This is a genomic window from Parendozoicomonas haliclonae (genome assembly GCF_900174585.1).
GTDB lineage: Bacteria > Pseudomonadota > Gammaproteobacteria > Pseudomonadales > Endozoicomonadaceae > Sansalvadorimonas > Sansalvadorimonas haliclonae.
In genome coordinates, this window is record NZ_FWPT01000003.1 from 286,871 (window position 1) to 309,859 (window position 22,989).

18 protein-coding genes, 5 tRNA genes and 1 CRISPR repeat array are annotated in these 22,989 nt (G+C 51.0%); of the genes, 9 read left to right on the forward strand and 14 right to left on the reverse strand.

The window, feature by feature from the left end; genetic code table 11:
- Positions 1-7: 7 nt before the first annotated feature.
- The 5 genes from EHSB41UT_RS07725 to EHSB41UT_RS07745 form a co-directional block, all read right to left on the reverse strand.
- Positions 8-83 (reverse strand) — tRNA-Gly (locus EHSB41UT_RS07725).
- 36 nt (positions 84-119) lie between these two features.
- Positions 120-195, reverse strand: a tRNA-Glu gene (locus tag EHSB41UT_RS07730).
- 100 nt (positions 196-295) lie between these two features.
- A tRNA-Gly gene (locus EHSB41UT_RS07735) sits at positions 296-371 on the reverse strand.
- A gap of 93 nt (positions 372-464) precedes the next feature.
- Positions 465-540: transfer RNA gene (locus tag EHSB41UT_RS07740), tRNA-Glu, on the reverse strand.
- 36 nt (positions 541-576) lie between these two features.
- Positions 577-652 (reverse strand) — tRNA-Ala (locus EHSB41UT_RS07745).
- A 214-nt stretch (positions 653-866) separates the two neighbouring features.
- On the opposite strand from EHSB41UT_RS07745, the gene EHSB41UT_RS07750 reads away from it, so the two are divergent.
- Positions 867-1,427: a hypothetical protein gene (locus tag EHSB41UT_RS07750; RefSeq protein WP_087108462.1), complete on the forward strand. Its 561-nt coding sequence runs from the start codon at positions 867-869 to the stop codon at positions 1,425-1,427.
- A 62-nt stretch (positions 1,428-1,489) separates the two neighbouring features.
- Here the strand turns inward: EHSB41UT_RS07750 and gltX are convergent, their stop codons facing one another.
- Positions 1,490-2,983 (reverse strand): glutamate--tRNA ligase, encoded by a 1,494-nt coding sequence (gene gltX, locus EHSB41UT_RS07755; RefSeq protein ID WP_087108463.1) that lies wholly within the window; start codon positions 2,981-2,983, stop codon positions 1,490-1,492.
- Between the two features lie 461 nt (positions 2,984-3,444).
- On the opposite strand from gltX, the gene nhaD reads away from it, so the two are divergent.
- The 6 genes from nhaD to EHSB41UT_RS07785 all read left to right on the forward strand — a co-directional run bounded on the left by nhaD (position 3,445) and on the right by EHSB41UT_RS07785 (position 10,239).
- Positions 3,445-4,818 carry a sodium:proton antiporter NhaD gene (nhaD, locus tag EHSB41UT_RS07760; protein WP_087108465.1) on the forward strand — a complete coding sequence of 458 codons (1,374 nt, stop codon included), beginning with the start codon at positions 3,445-3,447 and terminating at the stop codon, positions 4,816-4,818.
- 113 nt (positions 4,819-4,931) lie between these two features.
- Positions 4,932-7,016, forward strand: a complete 2,085-nt coding sequence (locus tag EHSB41UT_RS07765; protein WP_087108467.1) for a S9 family peptidase — start codon at positions 4,932-4,934, stop codon at positions 7,014-7,016.
- 131 nt (positions 7,017-7,147) lie between these two features.
- A complete protein-coding gene (gene msrA / locus EHSB41UT_RS07770) occupies positions 7,148-7,786 on the forward strand; it encodes a peptide-methionine (S)-S-oxide reductase MsrA (RefSeq protein WP_087108469.1) in 639 nt (212 codons plus the stop codon).
- 53 nt (positions 7,787-7,839) lie between these two features.
- Positions 7,840-8,652, forward strand: coding sequence for an alpha/beta fold hydrolase (locus tag EHSB41UT_RS07775; protein WP_087108471.1), 813 nt, complete (start codon positions 7,840-7,842; stop codon positions 8,650-8,652).
- A 41-nt stretch (positions 8,653-8,693) separates the two neighbouring features.
- On the forward strand, positions 8,694-9,833 hold the full coding sequence (locus tag EHSB41UT_RS07780) for a tyrosine-type recombinase/integrase (protein WP_087108473.1): 1,140 nt from the start codon (positions 8,694-8,696) through the stop codon (positions 9,831-9,833).
- 130 nt (positions 9,834-9,963) lie between these two features.
- A complete protein-coding gene (locus EHSB41UT_RS07785) occupies positions 9,964-10,239 on the forward strand; it encodes an HU family DNA-binding protein (RefSeq protein ID WP_087108475.1) in 276 nt (91 codons plus the stop codon).
- 92 nt (positions 10,240-10,331) lie between these two features.
- Here EHSB41UT_RS07785 and EHSB41UT_RS07790 read toward each other — a convergent pair whose 3' ends face one another.
- The gene (locus EHSB41UT_RS07790) at positions 10,332-10,661 is read right to left on the reverse strand and encodes a helix-turn-helix domain-containing protein (RefSeq protein ID WP_087108477.1); all 330 of its coding nucleotides are present in this window, start codon (positions 10,659-10,661) and stop codon (positions 10,332-10,334) included.
- A 186-nt stretch (positions 10,662-10,847) separates the two neighbouring features.
- Here EHSB41UT_RS07790 and EHSB41UT_RS07795 point away from each other — a divergent pair, with 186 nt between their 5' ends.
- On the forward strand, positions 10,848-11,756 hold the full coding sequence (locus tag EHSB41UT_RS07795) for an endonuclease/exonuclease/phosphatase family protein (protein ID WP_087108479.1): 909 nt from the start codon (positions 10,848-10,850) through the stop codon (positions 11,754-11,756).
- 70 nt (positions 11,757-11,826) lie between these two features.
- Positions 11,827-12,756 (forward strand): DNA replication terminus site-binding protein, encoded by a 930-nt coding sequence (locus EHSB41UT_RS07800; protein ID WP_087108481.1) that lies wholly within the window; start codon positions 11,827-11,829, stop codon positions 12,754-12,756.
- Here the strand turns inward: EHSB41UT_RS07800 and EHSB41UT_RS07805 are convergent.
- From EHSB41UT_RS07805 to cas9, 7 genes are all read right to left on the reverse strand, one after another.
- Positions 12,753-13,316, reverse strand: a complete 564-nt coding sequence (locus tag EHSB41UT_RS07805) for a hypothetical protein (protein WP_087108483.1) — start codon at positions 13,314-13,316, stop codon at positions 12,753-12,755. The genes EHSB41UT_RS07800 and EHSB41UT_RS07805 overlap by 4 nt on opposite strands.
- Positions 13,317-13,408: 92 nt before the next feature.
- Positions 13,409-13,588: a XapX domain-containing protein gene (locus EHSB41UT_RS07810; RefSeq protein ID WP_087108486.1), complete on the reverse strand. Its 180-nt coding sequence runs from the start codon at positions 13,586-13,588 to the stop codon at positions 13,409-13,411.
- 30 nt (positions 13,589-13,618) lie between these two features.
- Entirely contained in the window at positions 13,619-14,827 is a 1,209-nt protein-coding gene (locus EHSB41UT_RS07815; protein WP_087108487.1) for a NupC/NupG family nucleoside CNT transporter, read from the reverse strand.
- A gap of 387 nt (positions 14,828-15,214) precedes the next feature.
- Positions 15,215-16,119: a CRISPR direct-repeat array (repeat unit 37 nt; unit sequence CTTTCAGTTGCTACCCAGACGAAGTAAGCTTTGATTC).
- Between the two features lie 226 nt (positions 16,120-16,345).
- Positions 16,346-16,933, reverse strand: coding sequence for a CRISPR-associated protein Cas4 (gene cas4 / locus EHSB41UT_RS07820; protein ID WP_087108489.1), 588 nt, complete (start codon positions 16,931-16,933; stop codon positions 16,346-16,348).
- Positions 16,920-17,210, reverse strand: coding sequence for a CRISPR-associated endonuclease Cas2 (locus tag EHSB41UT_RS07825; protein ID WP_087108491.1), 291 nt, complete (start codon positions 17,208-17,210; stop codon positions 16,920-16,922). Before EHSB41UT_RS07825 ends, cas4 begins: the two co-directional genes overlap by 14 nt.
- Positions 17,211-17,213: 3 nt before the next feature.
- Positions 17,214-18,209, reverse strand: coding sequence for a CRISPR-associated endonuclease Cas1 (cas1, locus tag EHSB41UT_RS07830; protein ID WP_087108493.1), 996 nt, complete (start codon positions 18,207-18,209; stop codon positions 17,214-17,216).
- Positions 18,200-22,468 (reverse strand): type II-B CRISPR-associated RNA-guided endonuclease Cas9/Csx12, encoded by a 4,269-nt coding sequence (gene cas9, locus EHSB41UT_RS07835; RefSeq protein WP_087108494.1) that lies wholly within the window; start codon positions 22,466-22,468, stop codon positions 18,200-18,202. The genes cas1 and cas9 overlap by 10 nt, the downstream gene beginning before the upstream one ends.
- Between the last annotated feature and the right edge of the window lie 521 nt (positions 22,469-22,989).

Consider the following 22,989-nt stretch of genomic DNA (forward strand, 5'->3'; position numbering starts at 1 on the left):
GAGAAACTGGAGCGGGAAACGAGACTCGAACTCGCGACCCCAACCTTGGCAAGGTTGTGCTCTACCAACTGAGCTATTCCCGCATAAACATTACACTCTCATGCAATGCCTTTAAAAAATGGCATCCCGTAGGGGACTCGAACCCCTGTTACTGCCGTGAAAGGGCAGTGTCCTAGGCCACTAGACGAACGGGACACACTAGAACTCTTTACACTTTGTAAAAGTGAAAAACTGGAGCTGGAAACGAGACTCGCATCTTTTATGAAGCGACGTCCCCAACCTTTTCCTTTCAAACTGGAGCGGGAAACGAGACTCGAACTCGCGACCCCAACCTTGGCAAGGTTGTGCTCTACCAACTGAGCTATTCCCGCTTGATCCGCACCGGATCACTCCGGAAGAGGCTGCGCATTTTAGCGAAGGCTCTTTTTTGTACAACTGCGTCTTTCCGCAATCACACTTTAAAGTGGCATCCCGTAGGGGACTCGAACCCCTGTTACTGCCGTGAAAGGGCAGTGTCCTAGGCCACTAGACGAACGGGACGCAAATATCACGGATGAACCAGCAACCGTGAAAAATTGGTGGAGCCTAGCGGGATCGAACCGCTGACCTCAACACTGCCAGTGTTGCGCTCTCCCAGCTGAGCTAAGGCCCCACATTTTCTTCAAGTCTCTCAATCAGAGAACTTGAAGGCCTTCCGAAATCGCTTGAAGCAGTGCCGGAGTGCGGGGCGCATTCTAGGAATCCGCTTATAACGTGTCAAGCGGTAAGACTTTATTTTTTATAGCGATTCTTTTTGAACCACCCATAAAAACGGCAGTCTTACACATATAGATGCCATAGAGAAACACCACGGAAGGATACTCACTATGCAGCAGCAACCCCATGTCAGCGTGCAGACTTCACCTCAGCCGCCTAACTATTTCCAGAACCATTCTATTGTGCAGAATGATCAGCAGCTGGTCGACCTGGGTGCAACGATGTGCATTGGCGCCTCAGTCTTTATGACTGCCATAGGAGCCACGGTCGGTATAGCTGCCCCCATCGCTCTCGGCATGGGCCTGGTATCCGGTGCAGCCATGCTGGGCTACAGCGCCCTGCACTACTACGCCACTCCGGTAAAAGAGCGCAAAGTCTCCCTTTATATACCCAGCTTCTTTAAAGGCCGGACGATCACCAGGATTGCCAGCCCGATTATCTCCTTCTTTACCCCACCCAAGACGGACGATCTGGCCAGCCAGGCGGTTTTCTGGGCATCCCGGGCTACCTGTATTGCTGCCCCTGCCGCCTATATAGCCGTAGCAGCTGGCGCACCAGCACTGGCAGGATTCCTGCTGGTACCGCCCATAGCGACGATAGGTCTGAGTGTCTTCTTCCGCTTTATTACGGAAGGAAGGATTGCCGGACACGTCAATATCCAGCGCAATTAACCCACTCAGCACCTAAAAAAACACCCGGACAGGCCGGGTGTTTTTCATTTCATGCTCGAAGATCAGGCTTCTTCCTGACCCAGGCCACGGTACTCTTTTTCCAGACGCTTCATTTCCTTTTTGGAAACACCGCCCAGAACTTCAACCGCATGACGCAGACGGGCACGGGACATATCCGGGCCAAGAATCGCCATGGAGTCCACCACAGACCAGCTGTTTGGTGTGCCGGCGATAGCCACAAATACTGGCTGCATGCAGTCACCGATCTTCAGGCCCATCTCCTTGGAGAGGGTTTTGATCTCGGCAAAGATATTGTCTTTATTCCAGACGCGCAGGGCTTCCAGGCGCCACAGGATGAACTGCACCAGCTTGCGAACGTCAGCTTCTTCCAGCTTCTTGTGAGCAAAGTCTGCAGCGGTCAGGTTCAGCTGACCAGAGAACATAAAGGCCGCCATTGGCGCGACATCGGTAAAGGTGGAAGCACGTTCTTTGGCAAATGGCAGGAACTGCTTGATAAACGCTTCGTTCATCAGCCAGTTGTGCAGGCGCTCGCCAAACTCATCCACAGACAGATTCTCACGAATCCAGCTGCCGTTCAGCCACTGCAGTTTTTCCTGATCAAAGATCGGGCCACCGAGGGAAACACGGGTCAGATCGAAGTTATCGATCATTTCCTGCAGAGTGAACTTTTCACGTTCATCCGGCATGGACCAGCCCATACGGCCGAGGTAGTTGAGCAGAGCTTCTGGCAGGTAACCTGCGTCACGGTAGTAGGTGATGCAGGTTGGGTTCTTACGCTTGGAGAGCTTGCTCTTGTCCGGGTTACGCAGCAGCGGCATATGGCACAGCACCGGCATATCCCAACCAAAGTATTGGTACAGCAGAATGTGCTTGGGCGCGGAGTTGATCCACTCTTCACCACGGATAACGTGGGTGATTTCCATATAATGGTCATCCACAACGTTGGCCAAGTGATATGTTGGCAGACCATCAGCCTTCATCAGTACCTGCATATCGACCTGTTTCCAGTCGATCTCAATCTCGCCGCGCAGCATATCCTGCACTTTGCAGATACCTTCCGCCGGAACCTTCATACGAATAACGTGCGGCTCGCCGGCAGCCAGCTTGGCCTGCACTTCGTCTTCTGACAGGTGCAGACAGTGGCCATCATAACCAGAACCGGACTTAGTCTCTTCCTGCTCTTTACGCAAAGCATCCAGACGCTCGGAGGTACAGAAGCAACGGAAGGCGTGGCCTTTTTCCACCAGCTCAGCTGCATGCTTGGTATACAGCTCGGAACGCTCGCTCTGACGATAAGGGCCGTGTGGACCACCAACATCGGGACCTTCATCCCAGTTCAGGCCCAGCCAGCGCAGTGAGTCGAGAATCTGCTGCTCGGACTCACGGGTGCTGCGCACCTGATCAGTGTCTTCAATACGCAGCAGGAACTGTCCGCCCTGGCTCTTGGCGAACGCCATATTGAACAAAGCGATGTAGGCAGTACCTACGTGTGGATCACCTGTTGGAGAAGGTGCGATACGTGTACGAACTGTCATAGTACTGTTCTGGATCAAGTCCGGTTCATTAAAATGGTGCGCATTATAATGTCATTCCGGTTCAGACTCACTCCCGGTGCGGAAAATTACCGTTTTCACCGGATTTTTAGGTTGAGTCTCATACTTGTGAATGTAGAATAACGACCCCATCGGGCAACTACCAGTTCAGGTAGCCCCTGGGGCCTACGGCCTCTGGCAATACGGCGCACATCTGTTTAAAAAACAGCAGTGTTGCTGTTTGCCCACACTGAAGTAAAAAGTACAGCATGCACAAACCCTGGAGGCGGCATTCTTTGATGCCTGCGGATTGTCGTGCTGTGTTATCTGGATGGCCTGTGTCTACGGACAACAACAATAATAGAAAGTGCGCCAGTGCCGAGAACAACCTGAAAGGGTTGTTATTTTTTGGATAGGATATGAAACATCGCCCCCTGCTGAACAAAGGACTACCCATATCCCTCATGGGACTTGTCGCAGCAACCACCCTTTTCTCCCCAGTGGCCATGGCGGCCTCCGGACCGGGTGATCTGACCGGCTACGGCCTGGCCTTCGTCTGCCTGTTTATTTTCACCATCGCTTATCTGGCGGTCATATTTGAAGAAAAACTGCACCTGAGAAAGTCCAAGCCGATGCTGCTGGCCTCCGGTATTATCTGGGCGCTGATTTCGGCTCTCGTAACCGCCGAAGGTCTCCCGACAGAAACCATCGAACAGGCCGTCATGCACGACCTGGAAGAGTATGCCGCTCTGTTGCTGTTCCTGCTGGTCGCCATGACCTATGTAAATGTGTTGGAAGAGCGCGGCGTATTCAATGCCCTTCGTGTCTGGCTGGTTGGCCAGGGTTTCAGTTACCGCCAGCTGTTCTGGGTAACCGGCACCCTCGCCTTCTTTATTTCCCCTGTTGCCGATAACCTGACCACTGCTCTGGTGATGGGTGCGGTGATCATGTCGGTGGGCAAGGATGAACCCCGCTTTGCCGTTCCTGCGCTGATCAACGTGGTTGTGGCGGCGAACGCCGGCGGTGCCTTCAGCCCGTTTGGCGATATCACCACCCTGATGGTCTGGCAGGCCGGTAAAGTCGAGTTCTTCGGCTTCTTCGCTCTGTTCCTGCCATCTGTCGTGAACTATCTGGTTCCGGCCCTGCTGATGACTCCGGCTATCCCGAACCACCGTCCGGAGCCGATCACCAGCAAGTTCCGTATGAAGAAAGGTGCCAAGGGCATGAGCCTGCTGTTCCTGGTGACCATCGGTCTGGCTGTAACCTTCGAGAAGGTGTTCCACCTGCCGCCATTCCTGGGCATGATCACCGGTCTCTCCCTGCTGATGTTTTACACCTGGCTGCTCAAGCTGCGGACCGGTGGCTATGTTCTGGCTCACCGCGAAGCACACCTGCGCAAGTACGGTCGTCTGGATACCTTTGAAAAGATCTCTCACGCTGAGTGGGATACTCTGTTCTTCTTCTTTGGCGTTATGTTTGCCGTTGGCGGCCTGAGCTACCTGGGCTACCTGCAGCTGCTATCCGTGAATATGTATGGCGAATACGGTCCGTTTATTACCAATGTGGCTGCCGGCATCATGTCTGCGGTAATCGATAATATTCCGGTGATGTTTGCCATTCTGGATATGAGCCCGGAGATGGATCAATTCCAATGGCTGCTGATCACTCTGACCGCCGGCGTCGGCGGCAGCCTGTTGTCCGTTGGTTCTGCGGCAGGTGTTGCTCTGATGGGTGTTTCCAAAGGTCAGTACACCTTTATGTCTCACCTGCGCTGGAGCTGGGCGGTTCTGCTGGGCTTTATCGCCAGTATCGGTGTGCACTGGCTGGTTAACGGCTAAGCTTATCTCCCACAATTAGCCACCGGCTAAAACTCTTTAAAGGCAAGCGATGATATCGTCATCACTTGCCTTTATTATTTATCCCGTCTCGTCTTTATCCGGAAATAACAAGAATGCCTGTACCAGCACCTGTCGCACCGAAAGTTGACCATATCATCAAGCAGCACGGGACTGAGCGTAACGACCCGTACCACTGGCTGCGCGATGATAACTGGCAGAAATTTATTGCCGGTGATCTGGATTTCGCCAACCCGGCCGTCAAAACCTATATCGATGCTGAGAACGCCTACAAAGATGACTTTATGGCGGATTACAAAGGCATCCAGAAAGACGTCTACAACCAGATACTTTCGCGCATCAAGGAAGACGACCAGTCCTGCCCTTTCAAAAAGGGTGAGTTCTTTTATTACTCACGGGAAGAAAAAGGGAAAAACTACCCCATCCTGTGTCGCAAGTTTCAGACTCTGGACGCTCCGGAAGATATCTACTTTGATGTCAATGCCGAAGCCGCCGACCATGAGCTTTATATGTTTGGCGACGCCCGCACCAATCGCAGCCAGACATTCTTTGCCTACAGCTTCAACCTGACCGGTTCCATGGAACGTACCATCAAGGTACGCGATCTCACCACCGGTAAGGATCTGAACTGGGAATTTGCCAACAGCACCGGCTCCTATCTCTGGGATGGCGAAGAGCACCTTTACATTGTCGAGCGGGATGAGAGTGCCCGTGGTCGCGATATCTTCCGGGTTAACATTCACAGTGGTGAGCGGGAGCTGATCTTCTCCAAGCCAGAGAAGTACGACAGCATGTTTCTAAGCCTGTCCCAGACGACAGATCGAAAGTACATGCTCGCTTACCTCTCCAGCGGTGCCTCACACTGTGTATTTGTCTCCAAAACGGGCACTCATACCTTTGATGAGTTTGCTTTTGGCAGCGATGATGTGTCCTTTTCGCTCGATCATTACCAGGGGGATTTCTATATCCTCACTAATGATGGCGATGCCACCAACTTCAAAATTATGAAGTGTCCGGTCGACAAGAATCATTGGGAGCGTGAGCACTGGCAGACGTTTGTCGCTGAACATAAAGAGCTGTGCCTGAACAGCCTGAGCTTTTACAACCACTTCCTGATCACCGAGCGCCGCAACAATAACAAAGCGCTGGATGAGCTGGTCGTGCTGGATATGAACTCCGGCAAAGAGCAGATCATCTCCATGCCGGATGAGGCTTACAGCCTGGGATTGATTGGTGACTGTGATGATCAGTCCACCATCGTGAAATTTGATTACGAATCCCCGACTCAACAAGGACAGGTGTTTGAACTGGATCTTGTCTCAGGTGCAACAACCAATATCTTCACCAAAGAAACACCCAACTTTGATGCCAGCCAGTACGTGGTTAAGCGGGAGTTTGCCAAAGCGCGGGATGGTGAACTGGTACCGCTGACCATTATCCACCGTAAGGATCTGCCTCTGGATGGCACAGCCAAAGCCATGGTTTATGGCTATGGCTCCTACGGTTTTGGCATGCCGGCCTTTTTCTCGGCCAAACGCTTCAGCCTGGTTGACAGGGGCTTTGTCTTTGCTGTTGCCCATATCCGTGGTGGCGATGACAAGGGCTACCAGTGGTACCTGAACGGTAAGATGCAGAAAAAGATGAACACCTTTAATGACTTCATCGACAGTTGCGAGCATCTGATTGGCAACGGTTATACACGTCAGGGACAGATTGCCATTAACGGCGGCAGTGCCGGCGGCCTACTGATGGGTGCAGTCACTAATATGCGTCCCGAGTTGTTTGGTTGTGTGATTGCCGATGTCGCCTTTTCGGATGTCATTACCACTATCAGCGATGCTTCTCTGCCGCTGACGCCTCCTGAGTGGGAAGAGTGGGGTAACCCCATCGAGAGCAAGGACGACTTTGACTATATCCGTCAGTACTCACCGTACGACAATATTACCGCCAAAGATTATCCGCCGATGCTGTTCAATTCCGGCATCTCTGATGAGCAGGTCACCTATTGGGAACCCGCCAAAATGGTGGCCCGCCTGCGGGAGCTGAAAACCGACAACAACCCGGTATTGCTCAATATGAAAATGCATGCCGGCCACGCCGGCGCCAGCAAGCGCTATGAGTGGATTGACGAAGCGGCGTTTGATTATGCCTTTGTGCTGAAATGCTTTGATATGAAATAAAGCTTTGGTATGAACTAAAACGCTGGGGCGGAGCATCTCTGGAGAAAAGCATCTCCGCCCCAACTTCTTCCCACGGGCTGAATCTATACGGCTTTCAACTGCGTAAAAGCTCCCAACAAGAGGAGAAATTTATGCCTAAAACCATTCTGGCTGTGGCCACTCTGCTGACCAGTTTTATCGTTGCCCCTGTTTCTGCAGAAACGCCTTCCCCCAAGACCAGTGAAGCTATCTTTGCCGGTGGTTGCTTCTGGTGCACAGAATCTGATTTCGAGAAGGTGAAGGGCGTACTGTCTGCGGAAAGCGGATACATCGGTGGCAAGGAAGAACAACCGACCTATCCACAGGTCTCTTCCGGCGTAACCGGCCATACTGAAGCCGTACGGGTCGTATACGACCCACAGCAGGTAAGCTACCCCGACCTTCTTTATGTGTTCTGGCGCAGTATTGACCCGACTGTTGAGAACCGTCAGTTCTGTGACCGGGGCGCCCAGTACCGCAGTGGTATTTTCTACAACTCTTCTGAACAACAGCAGGCTGCCGAGGATTCCCTGAAAACCCTCCAGCAATCAGGAAGGTTCGCCAAAATTTATACCGAGCTGACCGAGGCAGGCACCTTCTGGCCAGCTGAGGAATACCACCAGGATTACTACAAGAAAAACCCGATTCGCTATAACTTCTACCGCACCCGCTGCGGCCGGGACAGCCGTCTGGAAGACCTTTGGGGCAAAGAAGCCGGAACCCACCCGGCTTCCATGAGCAAAAACAGCTAACCGCCCGTCATGTAGAGCACCCCGTGGCCGATAGATAGGTCTCGGAGGTGCTTATGCCAATTACCTGGACCAATGGTTATCCCTTTTTCTACCGTGTTGTGGGCCGTAAAACCCAGCAGCCCCCGATTGTTCTGATTCATGGGCTGGCTTCCAGCCACAAGGACTGGCTTCTGCAAATGCCGGCTCTCTGCCAGAACCGCCAGATCATTCTGGTCGACCTGCCCGGCCACGGCCGCAGCGGGTGTAAATCCAGCTACAACATCCCGGCCATGGCCGACGATATTTACCGCCTTTTAAATGAGCTGGGCATTCCGCAATGTGATGTGATGGCGATCTCTATGGGGGGAATGGTGGCGATGTCTCTGGCCTCCGCCCGCCCGGCTCAGGTTCGCAAGCTGATTCTGGTGAATACCGCCCCGTCTTTGCAGGATCTGGTGCCTTCCATGCGTTACCTCTTGCCTCTGCGTAATATTATGGGTTTTATCCCCATGCCCATTCTGGCCAGAGCCCTGCTGCGCCATATGCTGCCGGGCCGAAAGCATGCGGCTGTTCGTCACCATGCTCTGAAATACTGGCAGCAGAATAACCCGACCCGACTGGCGCATATTCTGGGCTGCCTGACTGGCACCGATCTCTGGCCACAGCTTGAGGATATCCGGGCAGAAACCCTGATCATCCATGGCCAGCATGACAGTTTCAGCCTCGCCTCCGCTATGGCCATGTGCCGCACCATTCCCAAGGCGGAGATGATTACCGTCAAGAACTCCGGCCATGCCACCGTGGCTGATCAGCATGCTCGCTTTAATGAACTGATGACCGGTTTCCTCAACCATAAGCATCAGGTATTGGAGCCTTTTCTACCTTAGAAAAGATTCTTCCCCTGAAAGGGCAGTGTTATAGTCGCGCTATGACACTGCCTGATTTCACGCTTCCAGCTCCCACTGCCCTGCCGCAGTCCTCACCCGCTCCGAGCCACCAGCACACCAATAAACTGGGGGTCACCAGCGATCGGGATGCGCTTGCCCTGTTTTTACGTCGCGCCTCACGCCGCTCTGCGGAAACCCTGCGCCGCTACACCCGGGAGCTGGTCCGTTTCACCCTGTTCCTGCGCCGGGAACGCCTGAAGAGCTATCAGGATTGTACAGTGGCGGATATCGAAGTGTATGTGAATTTCCTGCACCACCCTTGGCCTCACTGGCAGCAGCCCGGCATGGATCAGAGCAATCCTGAGAAGGTGTTCTTCCCCAACGCCATCCGGCCCGGCAAGAGCACCGACCAGATCATTACTGTGCTGAACAGTTTTTTCAGCTATCTGCAGGCCACCGGTTATTTGTCCGGCAACCCGGTACACGGCTTTGATAAAAGTGGAGAGAAGGTTGCACGAGGCCATGGCGAAACACGCTTCTTCTATGAGGATGAGTGGCAGCTGATCACCCAGGCGATCAGCCACTACCCGGATCACAAGCCCCGCCACAAGCTGGAGAAAGCCCGGCTGGCCTACATTCTCGGCATTGCCTATGGGCTGGGTCTGCGACAGTCGGAAATGACCGGACACACCTGCAAGGACATAAAGCGTGACAGCTCCGGCCAGCTGGTGCTGGTGATTCACGGTAAAGGCCGTCGTCTACGACAGCTTCCAGTCAACGACAATGTATTGAAGACCATTATCCGCTATCGCTCCCTGCACGGACTGGAGCCGTTTGCTCAGGATGATTTCCCACTGGCGCCCTGCCTGCGACCGGTTGCATCTGATGGTAGCTTCCGCGCGATGAGCTCGCGCCAGATGCGTAAGTGGTTTACCCAATTTATGGAGCACTGTGCCGAACAGACCGATGAAGATGGCGCAGAACTGGCCAGCCGGTTGCGCAGTAAAAGCTTTCACTCTCTAAGGCATACGACGCTTTCCCATCTGGCCCGCAGTATGGATATCGAAGATCTGGCCCTGTTCGCAGGCCATGAGGCGATCACCACAACGCAGCAATATTACACGCCGGAGAAACAACGTCTGCGTGAATTAACCCGCGACCATGGACTGCTATCCGAGTGATAGATAACCGAAGCTTATTAACAGTCCGCTGTTTATCTGTTTTTTTCCCTTAAGGAAGCTACCCGCACCACTATCTTTCGTGTATTATCGCGCCCTCAAAACTTTTCGTGTAGTAACATCAGGACTCGACATGAACAAGAAAGAGCTGATTGAGGCAGTTGCCGAACAAGCTGATCTGCCAAAGAGCAAAGCTGAACAGGCTGTGAATGCGTTCCTGAGCGCAACCCAGACTGCACTGGTGAACGGTGAATCCGTTCAGCTGATCGGCTTTGGTACTTTCGCAGTTGCTGAGCGTGCAGCGCGTAAGGGCCGTAACCCTCAGACTGGTCAGGAAATCGAGATCCCTGCATCTCGCGTTCCACAGTTCAAGGCCGGTGCCAAGCTGAAGGAAGCTGTTAACGCTTAATCGTGTTAACAAAAACAAAAAAAGAGCATTTTATATGCTCTTTTTTTGTATCTGCTTTTTGATATCGGCAATGTGCCAAAGCGATCTGCGGATCAGTGCATAACCTTGATAACGTCCAGCAGGGCTTTCTTGTGGCGGGTGTTGAGGCGGGGCAGCATGCGGTTGATTTCATCATCCAGATCATCATCGCTGACTTCATCATTATTGGTGGTGATGTACTGGTTACCACGTCCTGTTGCCAGCCATTCAAAAGAGACTTCCAGCACTTCAGCCATCTTACGGAGATTATCCAGGCTGGGGCGGCTCATATCGGTTTCCCACTGCGCCAGAGCACTTCTTGAGACCCCGATCAAATCGGCAAGTGCCTGCTGAGACAGACGCTTCTCCCTCCGGGTCTTTATTAGTCGAATAGTCAGAGTCATAACTGCGCTCCCTTGATCCTTGTATGTGTTACAGCTCCTTCCAGCACTCCTGACTCCCCGACCCGTCTGACTCTTCCCTTATCCCTGCCAGTCTTCATCCAGCACAGGTCTGATCTATAGTCCAGAGACAAGCTTGTAACGGGTCAACCGGAAAGGCTGAAGCCATAAATCGCTCACAGGATTAGAATGCCGTTCGATCAAGAAGTTCCCTGCAGAAGACAGCGGCAGTCAGCCAAGCTGCTGATCTGGTTACTGTTACTGTCCCTCTGCCTGCCGGTCTGGGCGAACAAAGATCACCAGAAGGCGGCAAACAAACCGGATTCACTGCGCATCGGTACGTGGAACCTGGAGTGGTTTCGCCCTGACTATCGCCCTGATCAGCCCCAAAGACGCTCAAACAAGGACTTTCAGGCGCTGGCCGCGATTATCCATGAGATCGAGCCCGACATCCTGGCGATTCAGGAAGCCTCCTCTGAAACCTTTTTGGGGAAAATTATCAACCCCGACCAATATACGACGGTTCTTGAAAATAGAGACAACGACCAGCGGGCCGGGTTTCTCATACGAAAGTCTATAGCCTGGACCCGCCACCCTGATCTCAATCTGGATCTGGGTCATCAAGGGCTGCGCCGGGGTGTTCATATTGAAGTGCCGTTAAAACAGGGAAGTCTGCATTTGTTGTCTATTCATCTGGCTTCCGGCTGCTGGCAGGGCTCACCGGACAGCAGCAAGAAAGGCTGCCTGAGACTGAAGCGCCAGTTCCCGGCACTGAAAAACTGGCTCAGTTCGGCAGCAAAAGACACTGACCAGGTTGTTATCCTGGGTGACTTTAACCGTCGCCTTTCCAGGCAGGATACCCTCTGGAAACAGCTCTCCTCGGCGGCAAAATCACACCACAATCTGCAACTGTTAACGGAACAGATCACCAGCCACTGCCCCTCTAAAAGAAAACCCGGCCGGTTGATTGACCATATCCTGCTCAGCTCAGTATCCAAAACTGCCCCTCAGGTGATTGAATATACCTGGCCAGCCAGCCTGCACCGTGAGCGTCACCTGTCCGACCACTGCCCTCTTTATATGGACTTCCTACCTTGAGCCTCTGAGCTAGCCGCAAGAAGAGAAAAGGCGTAAGGTCAAAACTCACGACCAGATACGATTGTATAAAATGGATAATCAGACTGCGGCCCGTATTCAAATACGCGATCAGCTTATCGCCCTCATTTCCGCCAAGGACCATTTCCGGGAAGCGCTTCTGGCAGATCAATCCCTGCCAATCTGGCTTATGGAGGAGCACTGCGATGACGGTGGCGGTGGCGATGGCCATACCCGCAACGCAGATTTGCGAAGACATGTTGCGGATATCTGCCTGCGGCTGACCTATGCACCAGATCAGCCCGGGCAGGAAACCCAAAAGCTGACCGGTCTGGTTGGCATCTCCGCCTCAACACTGAAGCTGGGTGAAGACCTCAACACCAGCAAACTGCTGTTCAAAGAGTCCATCCAGGCCTATCGAAAACAGTTTGGTAGCAGTTTTGAGATGACCGACCTTAGCTCAAGGGAGCTACGGGAAACTATTCTCGGCCGCATGAATATTCAACATATTCATTTTGTGCAGTGCTACCGGCAGTTAAAGCTATTCCCTATTCCGCCAAAACGGGTTGGCTTTAGCTGGGCCAATGCCACCCATGGCAGTGTCCGACTGACGGCAACAAAAGCCATTGACCACCTGCGCAGCAAATACACCCCCGGTCAGGGATTGTTTGAGGATATTCAGATTTTGCAGAACCTGCCTGAGAATCAGGAAGTGGTTATCAAGCGGCCACTAGTACCCCACTTGCGAGCCAATCTGACCTGGCCAGAGGAGATCAAACGCCTTAGGGCCAACAACCCAGAGATTCGTAAGGACTGGCCAGGGCAGGTAAATGCGCCTCTGCCACTGTTTATGCAACTCGAAGAAGGAGAAGAGCTGCCGGCCTTTAACCAGATCAAACCCAGAGATCCGGATAATAAGCCGGAGCGCCAACAGCGCAATGATCGTCGGCTGGTACCACTCTCCAACCGACCAGGATCACTGATCTTTACCCGAATCGGTTAAACCCCTTCATCCAAGCGCAGACGGGTAAAAATAGCTTCGACCACCCCCCAGTCCTTATCCCAATACTCGGACTGGGTCTCGAAGGTAAACACATAGAGAGTTCCGGTCTGGGTATTGCGGATCAGCAGATTAAATTTACGCAGTGCCGCCGGTACCCGCTCCACATGCAGTGATGTGGCCGCAGTACTGCGTAAAACTCCCGATTTGTGGTTCCAGATATCCAGCACCTTGCCGTTACGGCCTAGCTCCTGCATAAACAGCTCGGTATGGCGTTCGGCAGAAAGACCAGTCTGCCCTTCCATATTGGTCAGAATATTAATGCGAATCTGGGGTGGAACCTTGCGATTGTGCTGGTCTGGCATCAGTTGATATTTCAGCACCTTGGCATTATCAAGCTGCTTCAGTTGCCAGCCATCCGGCACCAGAAAATAACATTCGATGGATTTACAGGCTTGCCAGGAGTAACCGGGAGGAGCCAGATCATTCGCCCCGGCAAAAGACCCGATTAAAGAGAGAAGAAAAAGAACAGGAAGACACCGTGCCGGCAATGATTGAGTCATAACACTTCCACTGTGTTTAATAGGCAGACGATGTTTTTAGTTTAGGGGCTAATGGCTTTTCTGAAAGTCAGCCGCAGTTCCCCTTCTTGAACTTACATCCTTCCCAACATGGTAGCGATTTCCATATAGGCGTAACGGCCAAGGAATAACCCAACGATACCCATAACACCAGCCAGAGCAGAAGGAGCAGGTATAGGCAGCTTTAACCAGCTAAACAGTATGCCAATAAAAAAGCCGGTCACTGTTGCCAGAAAAACATCATACCAATACATACCTGCCCCCAGTTTTATGCAACCAACCTCTTAAATAAACAGACCAGCCAACGCGCCACTCATAAGGTTGGATAAGGTACCGGCCAACACAGCCTTCAAGCCGAGCCCAGCGATATCGGCTCGACGATTCGGTGCCATAACGCCCAAGCCACCTAACAGAATCGCAATGGAAGACAGGTTGGCAAAGCCACACAGCGCAAAGGTGATAACAGCCTGAGTCTGTTGCGACAGGGTGTTTTTCACGTCGATAAAATCTATAAACGCGACAAACTCATTCACAATCAGCTTCTGGCCAATCATGCTGCCGGCAATATTGGCTTCACTCCAGGGAATACCCAGCAGCCAGGCCAGAGGTGAGAACAGATACCCGAGAATTTCCTGAATATCGAGCTCCTGCTGGCCAAACAGACCACCAGCCCAGCCAACAATGCCGTTTAACAAGGCGATCAGGGCAATAAACGCCAGCAGCATGGCGCCGACATTCACTGCCAGCTTAAGACCGGAAGAAGCACCTGTGGCGGCAGCATCCAGAAGATTGGCATGCTCAGCGGAATCCATAGGACCAATAGCATTCTGCGGCGTATCGGTTTCGGGAACGATAATCTTGGCCATCAGCAGGCCACCAGGGGCCGCCATAAAGCTGGCTGCAATCAGGTACCCCAGATCAACCCCAAGACTGGCATAACCGGCCAGTACCGAACCAGCCACCGAAGCCAGACCACCTACCATCACGGCAAACAGTTCAGAATGAGTCATGGTTGGAATATAAGGTCGCACCAGAAGCGGCGCTTCAGTCTGACCGACAAAGATATTACCTGTTGCAGAGATAGACTCGGTGCGACTGGTTGCCAGAAACTTCTGCAAGCCACCACCAATAAAGCGAATCACCGCCTGCATAATGCCCAGGTGGTAGAGCACCGAGATCAGGGCTGAGAAGAAGATAATCATCGGCAACACTTTAATGCCGAAGATAAAGCCCACCTTGGATGGGTCCGCCAGATTGCCAAACAGAAAGCTGATCCCGTCGTTGGCGTAATTCATCACGTTCTGCACGGCACCGGATAAGCCGTTGAGCACATCCCGGCCAAAAGGTACCGCCAGTACAAAGCCTGCCAGCGCCATCTGAATCAGCAAGGCGCCACCCACCGTGCGCCAGTTGATCGCCCTTCGATTCTCAGAGAACAACCAGGCAATAAACAGAAGTACCAGAATTCCAACCAAACTACTAAGGATCTTCATGGCGGGTATGGCTCACAGAAATAGAAGACCAGGGAAGGATTCAGGCTGGCAAACCACATCAACTGCCATAACCGACAGCACCAGACAGAACGACACAGCCGAATCAAACATCCACGCAGAATAATAAGGGGACAATATAGGTGGTGATTTTTGATTGCGCCTGCAAAAGGCATATTCCCGAAAGTTATCAGCCGAGATATCCGACTTGCACGGTGACAGCGGATCACGTACCGTCTTCCGATGACGCTGACGAGTTATCTAGACGAAGTAAGCTTTGATTCCGAGATCGGGGGCTGGGTGTCGTGCTTGTGGGAAACTTTCAGTTGCTACAAATAGAAATGTCGCTATGCAAATCTGCTCTAAGCTGGGTGTCGTGCTTGTGGGAAACTTTCAGTTGCTACCCAGACGAAGTAAGCTTTGATTCCCGAAATCAGTGGGGTCTTGGCAAGGCTATCACCCCTTTCAGTTGCTACCCAGACGAAGTAAGCTTTGATTCTCAAGGCTTTGGTTGATTCTTATAGGCCGGATGTCTTTCAGTTGCTACCCAGACGAAGTAAGCTTTGATTCATCCGGGGCTTCGACCTGAATATAACCTGGGTAGTTCTTTCAGTTGCTACCCAGACGAAGTAAGCTTTGATTCCGGCAACGAAGACGACTTCCTCGGCTGGTATACCGACTTTCAGTTGCTACCCAGACGAAGTAAGCTTTGATTCGGCCAAAGGCCTTCGTACACGCATTAACCAGGTGACTTTCAGTTGCTACCCAGACGAAGTAAGCTTTGATTCCTGGGAGACTCCAACCGAGAAGCTATGAGCCAGAAGCTTTCAGTTGCTACCCAGACGAAGTAAGCTTTGATTCCTTGGACACGCTGATCGGTATGGTGAACAAGACTTTCGCTTTCAGTTGCTACCCAGACGAAGTAAGCTTTGATTCAAACTTAATCCTGTTGGTAGTGACAGTATGCAAACTTTCAGTTGCTACCCAGACGAAGTAAGCTTTGATTCTGATTCACGCAGGCAACAGGGCGAAGCATGTTGAGCTTTCAGTTGCTACCCAGACGAAGTAAGCTTTGATTCCGGTGGCCCGCTGGGTTTTGCCTACCGTCCGGAAGCTTTCAGTTGCTACCCAGACGAAGTAAGCTTTGATTCGAAGGTACGGGCACCAATGGCAGCGTTTTACCCTCTTTCAGTTGCTACCCAGACGAAGTAAGCTTTGATTCAATCCAGTCCATCAGGCAAGCCCCGGGAATCGATCACTTTCAGTTGCTACCCAGACGAAGTAAGCTTTGATTCCCTGCGGCTAACCTCATGATTTGCAATGGAGAATTGCCAGAGTGGGGAGGGCAGTTTTCCGAAAATAGCCAGTCTGCACAAAATCATTGGTTATTTTCGGAAAAGGCTGCATAATGTTTATACTTCGTTTGGTATGCACTGAAATCACCAAAAGTCGCGATAAGCGAACCAGCTCTCCAGACTATCTGGAGCCCTCTGGAATGGCCATGCTGGTATTTATTTACAATTAGTCCCTATCGTTGCAGGTGTTCAGATACTCACAGGAACTGCACTGTGTGTTTGATTGCGCAGAGCTTTCTGGGAGTACAGAATCAGCAAGAGTTTGCTGAATCTGAGTCACCTTGTCTGCCACTTCCTGTCTTCTCTCTGCCGTCAGGTAGTAATGATGAACCTTTGCCTTTTTACCCGTTGCTACAAAGAATTCTGGACAGGGGAGAGCAAAGGTCTGCTCTGCTGCAATGGCATAGGCTGCGGCCTGAAGAATCTGGCCAGGCACTGGCTTTCCTTCTCCTAGTTTAAACTCCACTATCTGGACCCGATCTTTTCCTTTCAGTACAAGGTCTATTCGTCCATGTATTGAAGGATTTTCGCATCCTACGGGTTGGTCAAACAGTAGTTCGGCATCTTCTGTACTGTAGCGGGATAGCTTCCTCCTTCTCGACAAAAACTCCTGCCGGGCATGATAACCTTGCCCCTGTGTCACCCAGATAGGTCTGAGCGGTTGCATGGCTGCCACTTCCTGCAGCCAGGGAATGCGTGGGCAGAACAAAAACTGCCGCAGGTGGCGGATCGGCAGGCTGTTAGAGGATGTCATAGGCTTGTGGCTCCTTGATATCGGTCGGAACAGTACCCGCAAACTTATTCAGCTGTTTGGTCAGGTTGGCGCGGATTAGAAATGCACGGTCCGTTTTCTCCAACAGTTCCTCATAAATACGCATAACTGCACTTTGTTCTGCTTTACTGAGATAGCCCCACATCACTGACTTTTGTATGGGTACCAGCCCCAGATCTTTAAGCTGATCCACCAGCTTGTTTCGGTTCTTATTGTTGGTCACATCGTATGCTGCGAGCATTTCATCCCGCGTCCCCATAATTCACCACCGGAAGAGATAAGGTTTATAAGTTTTTTGCCCGGAAAATTCACCGGCTAACCGGTAAACCTGGCGCTGTAAAATTGATTCCAGAGAAACTTTCCTATTCTTGTATGGGTATTTTTTGCGGAAAGTCTCGTGAATGGATGCCCCCAGTTTGCGTTTGAGTTTACTGTCGAAGCCGCGCTTCTCACTGGCCTGGTCTCGAAGCTTGATAACATTTCTGTCCACCACCCAGGGCCGGTACTCCTCCATAATATCCAGCACAAGAGAGGGTTTGCCGGGCCGCTCAGTGTGCAGGCCCCCGGCGAATCCCTCCAGCCCGGCATTGATAACACAGTGCCAGATATAGGAAGACAGAATGGCATAGCCATAATTGAGCATAATGTTGCCAACATCCGGGGCACTCCTGCCCAGTCGTCCAGGAAAACTAGCGGGCAGCAAGCTGCACTCCCTTAAAATCTGCCAATAGGTTTTTGCGGACTGCCCTTCATACCCCATAAGTTGGCTACGCCAGTCGCTACGAGGCCCCAATCCCAGCTTTTTTACGGCGTCGGTATACCTTGCGAGCGAGAGAGCGCCATCATCGATAGTCTGTTTCACTACCGGATCACGGGCGCTGTATTTGCCGAAATATTTCAGGACGCCTCGCTGGTTTTTGATTTTCCCAATGATCATCTGCTTGCAGAGGGAGAGCTGATTCTCTGGTTGCCCCAGATACTCAAACTGCTTTTGCCGAATCCGGACAACGGCATGTTGTTGTGAGCCTTGCAGACAGACAATCCCCCTTGGTCGCCAGTCCAAAACAAAGAGTTTGATACCCCTCAATGCGCAGGCCGTTATCAGATTGCTGGAGATGCTAACACCTCCCTTGGCCACGCTGATGGTTTTGATTCGGCTAAGAGGATATTCCTGTATACAGTGGCCTTTTTCGCTCACTGTGAGGCGGGCACTGGTGACACCCAGTGCCTGGCCATATTCCGAAATAGTTATATGCATTCCGGTTCGCCTTGTTCATAGGCTTGTTGCAATGCTTTGTTAGCCTTTGAACTTGCAAAATATTCAATAAGAACTGTTTTTCCTAAACGCAGAAACCTTGCTTTGTGTTTGTTTGGTTTCTTTGTTTCAGTCCGAGGCTTTGGTAACAATGGGCATGAAAATATATCAAAACCAGCTAACTGCACATTAGGAATTTCCATGGGCAACTCCCAGCTAGACTTATATTTTGAACCACTTGCTGCATTGATCTTTTTGATAAACTGACTTTCCAACATCTCAAATCGAATGTAAGGTCGACCTACTGTTCCAGGTGCACATGCAACCTTAATGACCCCATTCGGCAAAGCATCTGCTAAAGCACATAAGCTACGCCACTCATCAAAATATGTGATGCTTTGAGGATTCTTTTCTAGTGAACGATTAAGGCTATGTAGATTTTTGCTTTTAGCAAAGTGAGGTATTTCAACAACCTTATTCCATTGGGTTTTGCCATCAATTTTTGCGAAGCCCGCCGCCCCAAAATCACCTACTGACATTCTTTGCCAGACCGAAGCTCCTTCAGGTGTATGTCGCCGAACTCTATAGCTGCCCTCTGATATTTTTAATGGTAACGAATAGACCTTTCTAGTCTTCTTGTGTTGGTGGTCTTCGTTATGGATGGAAGGAAATAACGAGCTGCCAAAGTTGCGCCAGAAGTTATTAGGCAGCGTTTGTTTGGTGCCTAGAAAATTTTTCAACTCATCAGTATCACAAAGTTCTACCCACGCTTGCTTGAAGGGTAGAGTAAGATCCTTTTTCTCAATACGGGCAACAGTGCGGGGGAAAATAGGTCTGTTATTTTTATGGGTTTCAAAAATAAAGAACTTGTCGGCCAGAATATCCTCATCCTTTTTGAAGGTCTTTTTATCCTTATTATAGATATGTGCATCAATCTTCTTTTTCTGGACACAATAAAGTAAGGCTTCAATCGCGAGACAGTTGTCATTATGTGTGGGGGACTGACCAAACTCATGCAGGTAGGCAAAGGCTTTTTGCCGATTTATATTTAAAATCTGCCTTTGGCCTAAAGCCAAACTTTCCTGTAACTCCGCAAGGGTGGAGGGCAGCTCGTGAGAATCCTTGCAGACCAGAACGGGCCGCAGCAAAGCGTAGAGATTGTCGGCGTGATCAAGGACTTTGGCACTGTTGGGCAAGGTAAAGCCAACCCGCAATTCGTCATTCATAACCAGCAGAGGCAGGAATCTTTCACCATAGAGGCCGGCTTTGAAGAGTGGTGAGCTTGCCGGGGCATCTTTACGGTAGAGTGGTTTTTTCCGCAAAATTTGAATATCAATCGTCTCTGGCAACAGCCCCTTCAACCATTCGGCTTGGGTGGTGGTATCCACGGGGGCTAAAGACAGACTGCGAGCAATTGCGGGCTCCATCAACAAACTGCCACTGACCAGTGCTGCATCAATCGCGTGGCTGGCCACGGGTTGGGGTGATTGCTTCGCCATGGCTGGGAAGCGGGAGGCCAGAACACCTCGGCAGAAGCGGACAGAGTCTGTAGGAACCTTGATGATATCGAATTCAATCGTTGCGCTGGCCCCCTGTCGAATATGATGGATAATCCGCTTGGCCAACCATGCCTGGGTGCCATTCACTTTGGCCTTACGCTGACCTGCCAGCAGTTGTAAGACTTGGTCCCGTAGTCCGGGAACAAACAGAGCGTGGCGGATCATGCGCTGTTCCTGAAGGCCTAGATTATGAAAACCGATCAGTTCACCTTTGGTCAGGAAGGGGGTTACAGCATCCTGGACAGCCTGGGCGATCTGCTGCCTGTTTGTGCTGCCGAACTGGCTAGTGAGATAGCGATCATCAAGCTCTGCCAGAGTGTAGAGTTGATCTCTCTTTTGCTGATTACCTCGACTGCTAACAAAAATCAGGTTGGCTTCGCTGTTGAAGATTGCTCCGGTTCGTTTCTGGGTGTAGGAACGAGGGATAATATGGTCGAATTCCCCATACCGGCCTAGATCTTCGCCGGTATAGGCACACATCCCCTTGCTGGCCTTGCAGATGCGTTGCTCTTTATCTTCAAAGCGTATGAAATCACTTTCACAGGACTTTTGGGCATCCTTCTTTTTACGGGTGTTTTTCTTGATCGTTTGCAGGTCTTCAGCGAACTGGAAACGGTTCTCCTCAATCAGGATTGGAACCCTTACTTTGGCACTCGTCATCTCGTGGCTTTCAATTTGTTTGAGTTTTCGTTTGGCAATAGAATAAGCCTGTTTTTCCAGAATTCGGCTGAGCATGCCATCAAATGGACGGATGCTGTCTGCGCTCAGGACACTGGCGCGTGCGCAGTCCTTCCCATCAACGCTCTGCTCATACTGCATACGCCAGAGGTTTTCGTGGGCGGAGGGTTTGGACACATGGCTAAAGCCTGAAGGGTCGGACTCCAGCAGGTTATAGATTTGTGCCAGGGAGAAGGGATTGGCGAAGCGTGCGCTATTTTCTGCAGCAAGCCCCAGCCCTTGAGCGATAAAACGAGCTACGTCTGGCAGAGCAGCTTCAAGGGCAAGCAGTTTTTTGGCCTCTGGTAGAAGCTTTTCTTCCGTATCCCCAGCTTTGATTCTGGCCTGTAGTTGTCGGTAAGAACGAATTGTCTCTTTCAGCCCGTTGCCAAAGTCTTTTTGTGCCTCAGCAGCAAATTTACACCAGCCTTTTGGTGTGCGAGCCCCTTTGATAACGCCTCGTTGGGACCACTGTTGCTTGAGCGACTGGATATGCTCCTGCCCATGACTGCCAAGGTCACCGACTATTCGACCAAGCAAGGTGGGCAGCTGTCGAGCTTTGCGCTGGGGTGTCCTGTTCAGGCAGAGAAGTAAGGAATCTTCTTCTACCCATAAACCCTGCCGTGCTTCATTAATCTGCAGGTAATAAGGACGGGCAATGCTCTGTATAAACGGTTCAGCATGCTGGTTGAGTCGCAGACGCAGATTCTCACTGGCAACCTTCAGCTGGTTGCCTCTATCGGGCCTTCCCATTGCCAAAGCTCTGATTTTGTATAGATCAAGACCTGATGTGCGATCCAGCATCCGTTGAAGAAGAATGCAATCCTGATCCAAGGCTGCGTCCATGTGAGCAATGGTAGAAGCATGGTCGCTATCCAGCTCGGGATGGGCTGCGACAAGGCGCTTTACAATTTCTCGCCAGAGCGGGTAAGCCTTATTCAAGGCAACAGGGTTTAAAAACAGGGTTTTATCTTTCGGTGGTCGCCGGTTGTTCTGATCTTCATAAGGGGGAATGGTTAACTCAGGCTGAACCGTTAGCATCAGCTTGAATACGCTTCCGCCCTTTTTCTTGAATTTGATCAGCTCATGCCAGCGGCTTTTTGTCTGTTCATCACAGTGCCAGGATTTGATCCAACGCCAGAACTGCTTGCTGAAATGATCTTCACGCCAGGCGTCAGTCTGTCCGTTTTGCGGTTTAGCGTTTTGATCATTGAAGTAGCGCCTGAGTACACGCAGTTGCAGATTGCTGATATGGCCAACAAGGTTGGCGAATTGATCGGGGGTAATGCCAGAGTTTGTTTGGAATAAACTCGCCAAACGTCCATGTTGCTCAAGGATAATATCGGCTGCGATATTGCGCAGGTATTTACGACGATGAAGATGTCCTTCCTCACTGGCGTTAATGCTGGTTTCAAGGAAATGAATAATATGTTTATGGGTGGCTTCGATAGATTTTTTTTCTTCTTTCCATATCTCAGGAAGCGTTTTCAAAAACTCTCGAGTTCTTCCAAGTCTTTGTAAAGCCAAGCGGCATTCTGCAGCATTTTCAGCCAGAGCCTGCAACCATTCCTCAAGGCCCTCATAGCCAGCGATATCCGGTAGCACGCTCTCAAAGACAGATAGATCACAGAACTCAATTTCAATAAGACTATCATCATCAAATCTGTTAAAACCCCGGCGGTTAATCAGCCCAAATAAAAATTCGCGATTCTTTACCGGCCATTGCCAGACATCCTGATCAAAGCAGTCTTTCAAGATAACTATAAGTAGGCGACGGGCTAGATCTTGGCGCTTGTAATTGCGGGACTGATGCCTTTTTTGGGTGCGGCCAACTTGAGATAACTGAAGGTTATCATCATCCATTACCAGCACACAGCCCGTGTTTTGTACACTCCCCCTGGGATCCTCACCTTCGAGATAGTGCATGTTATGGATGCCAGTGTATTTGGCACCAAAATCAATCGATATTGGGGAAATGTATCTCATTGCTCATACCTCAAGGAATCGTAAGGGATTCCAAATTATTATCGTTATTACGTAGGGCAAATTAGTTTTGTAACCATAGATCCCCCCATACACAAACCTGATAGATAGTCTTTTCTGGAGAAAAGCATACCGCTATCACGCTTTTGAACTATAAAGTCTGCCTATGTGGAACTTTTCCTATATTACATACTTTCAATCGCCACTCGAATGAGATGAACGCAATCATTAACAGTCTCAGGCTTTGTTGTATAAATTGAACGTCTTAAGGCAACCCTGTGCCAATTAATCTACATGCAGCGAAATAATCAAAAGTCGCGATAAGCGAAGCAGCTTTACAGGAGTATCTGGTGCCCTCTAGATTGGACATACTGACACCTGCAAATACTCAACAATTTTCAGATAGATTGGCATTGGTGGATAAATAGATCGTTAATTGAAGTAAGCTCTGGTCTGCCGAAAGTTATGAGCAGAGACATCCCTCTTGCACGGTGACAGCGGATCACGTACCGTCATCCGCCTTT

Excerpts from the sequence above, each read along its gene's own strand:
- cas4 (WP_087108489.1), bottom strand. The coding sequence starts at position 16,933 with ATGACATCCTCTAACAGCCTGCCGATCCGCCACCTGCGGCAGTTTTTG.
- nhaD (WP_087108465.1), top strand. The coding sequence starts at position 3,445 with ATGGGACTTGTCGCAGCAACCACCCTTTTCTCCCCAGTGGCCATGGCG.
- EHSB41UT_RS07790 (WP_087108477.1), bottom strand. The coding sequence starts at position 10,661 with ATGACTCTGACTATTCGACTAATAAAGACCCGGAGGGAGAAGCGTCTG.
- EHSB41UT_RS07825 (WP_087108491.1), bottom strand. The coding sequence starts at position 17,210 with ATGGGGACGCGGGATGAAATGCTCGCAGCATACGATGTGACCAACAAT.
- cas9 (WP_087108494.1), bottom strand. The coding sequence starts at position 22,468 with ATGAGATACATTTCCCCAATATCGATTGATTTTGGTGCCAAATACACT.
- cas1 (WP_087108493.1), bottom strand. The coding sequence starts at position 18,209 with ATGCATATAACTATTTCGGAATATGGCCAGGCACTGGGTGTCACCAGT.
- EHSB41UT_RS07785 (WP_087108475.1), top strand. The coding sequence starts at position 9,964 with ATGAACAAGAAAGAGCTGATTGAGGCAGTTGCCGAACAAGCTGATCTG.
- EHSB41UT_RS07800 (WP_087108481.1), top strand. The coding sequence starts at position 11,827 with ATGGATAATCAGACTGCGGCCCGTATTCAAATACGCGATCAGCTTATC.
- EHSB41UT_RS07780 (WP_087108473.1), top strand. The coding sequence starts at position 8,694 with ATGACACTGCCTGATTTCACGCTTCCAGCTCCCACTGCCCTGCCGCAG.
- gltX (WP_087108463.1), bottom strand. The coding sequence starts at position 2,983 with ATGACAGTTCGTACACGTATCGCACCTTCTCCAACAGGTGATCCACAC.
- EHSB41UT_RS07765 (WP_087108467.1), top strand. The coding sequence starts at position 4,932 with ATGCCTGTACCAGCACCTGTCGCACCGAAAGTTGACCATATCATCAAG.
- msrA (WP_087108469.1), top strand. The coding sequence starts at position 7,148 with ATGCCTAAAACCATTCTGGCTGTGGCCACTCTGCTGACCAGTTTTATC.
- EHSB41UT_RS07805 (WP_087108483.1), bottom strand. The coding sequence starts at position 13,316 with ATGACTCAATCATTGCCGGCACGGTGTCTTCCTGTTCTTTTTCTTCTC.
- EHSB41UT_RS07815 (WP_087108487.1), bottom strand. The coding sequence starts at position 14,827 with ATGAAGATCCTTAGTAGTTTGGTTGGAATTCTGGTACTTCTGTTTATT.
- EHSB41UT_RS07775 (WP_087108471.1), top strand. The coding sequence starts at position 7,840 with ATGCCAATTACCTGGACCAATGGTTATCCCTTTTTCTACCGTGTTGTG.
- EHSB41UT_RS07810 (WP_087108486.1), bottom strand. The coding sequence starts at position 13,588 with ATGTATTGGTATGATGTTTTTCTGGCAACAGTGACCGGCTTTTTTATT.
- EHSB41UT_RS07795 (WP_087108479.1), top strand. The coding sequence starts at position 10,848 with ATGCCGTTCGATCAAGAAGTTCCCTGCAGAAGACAGCGGCAGTCAGCC.
- EHSB41UT_RS07750 (WP_087108462.1), top strand. The coding sequence starts at position 867 with ATGCAGCAGCAACCCCATGTCAGCGTGCAGACTTCACCTCAGCCGCCT.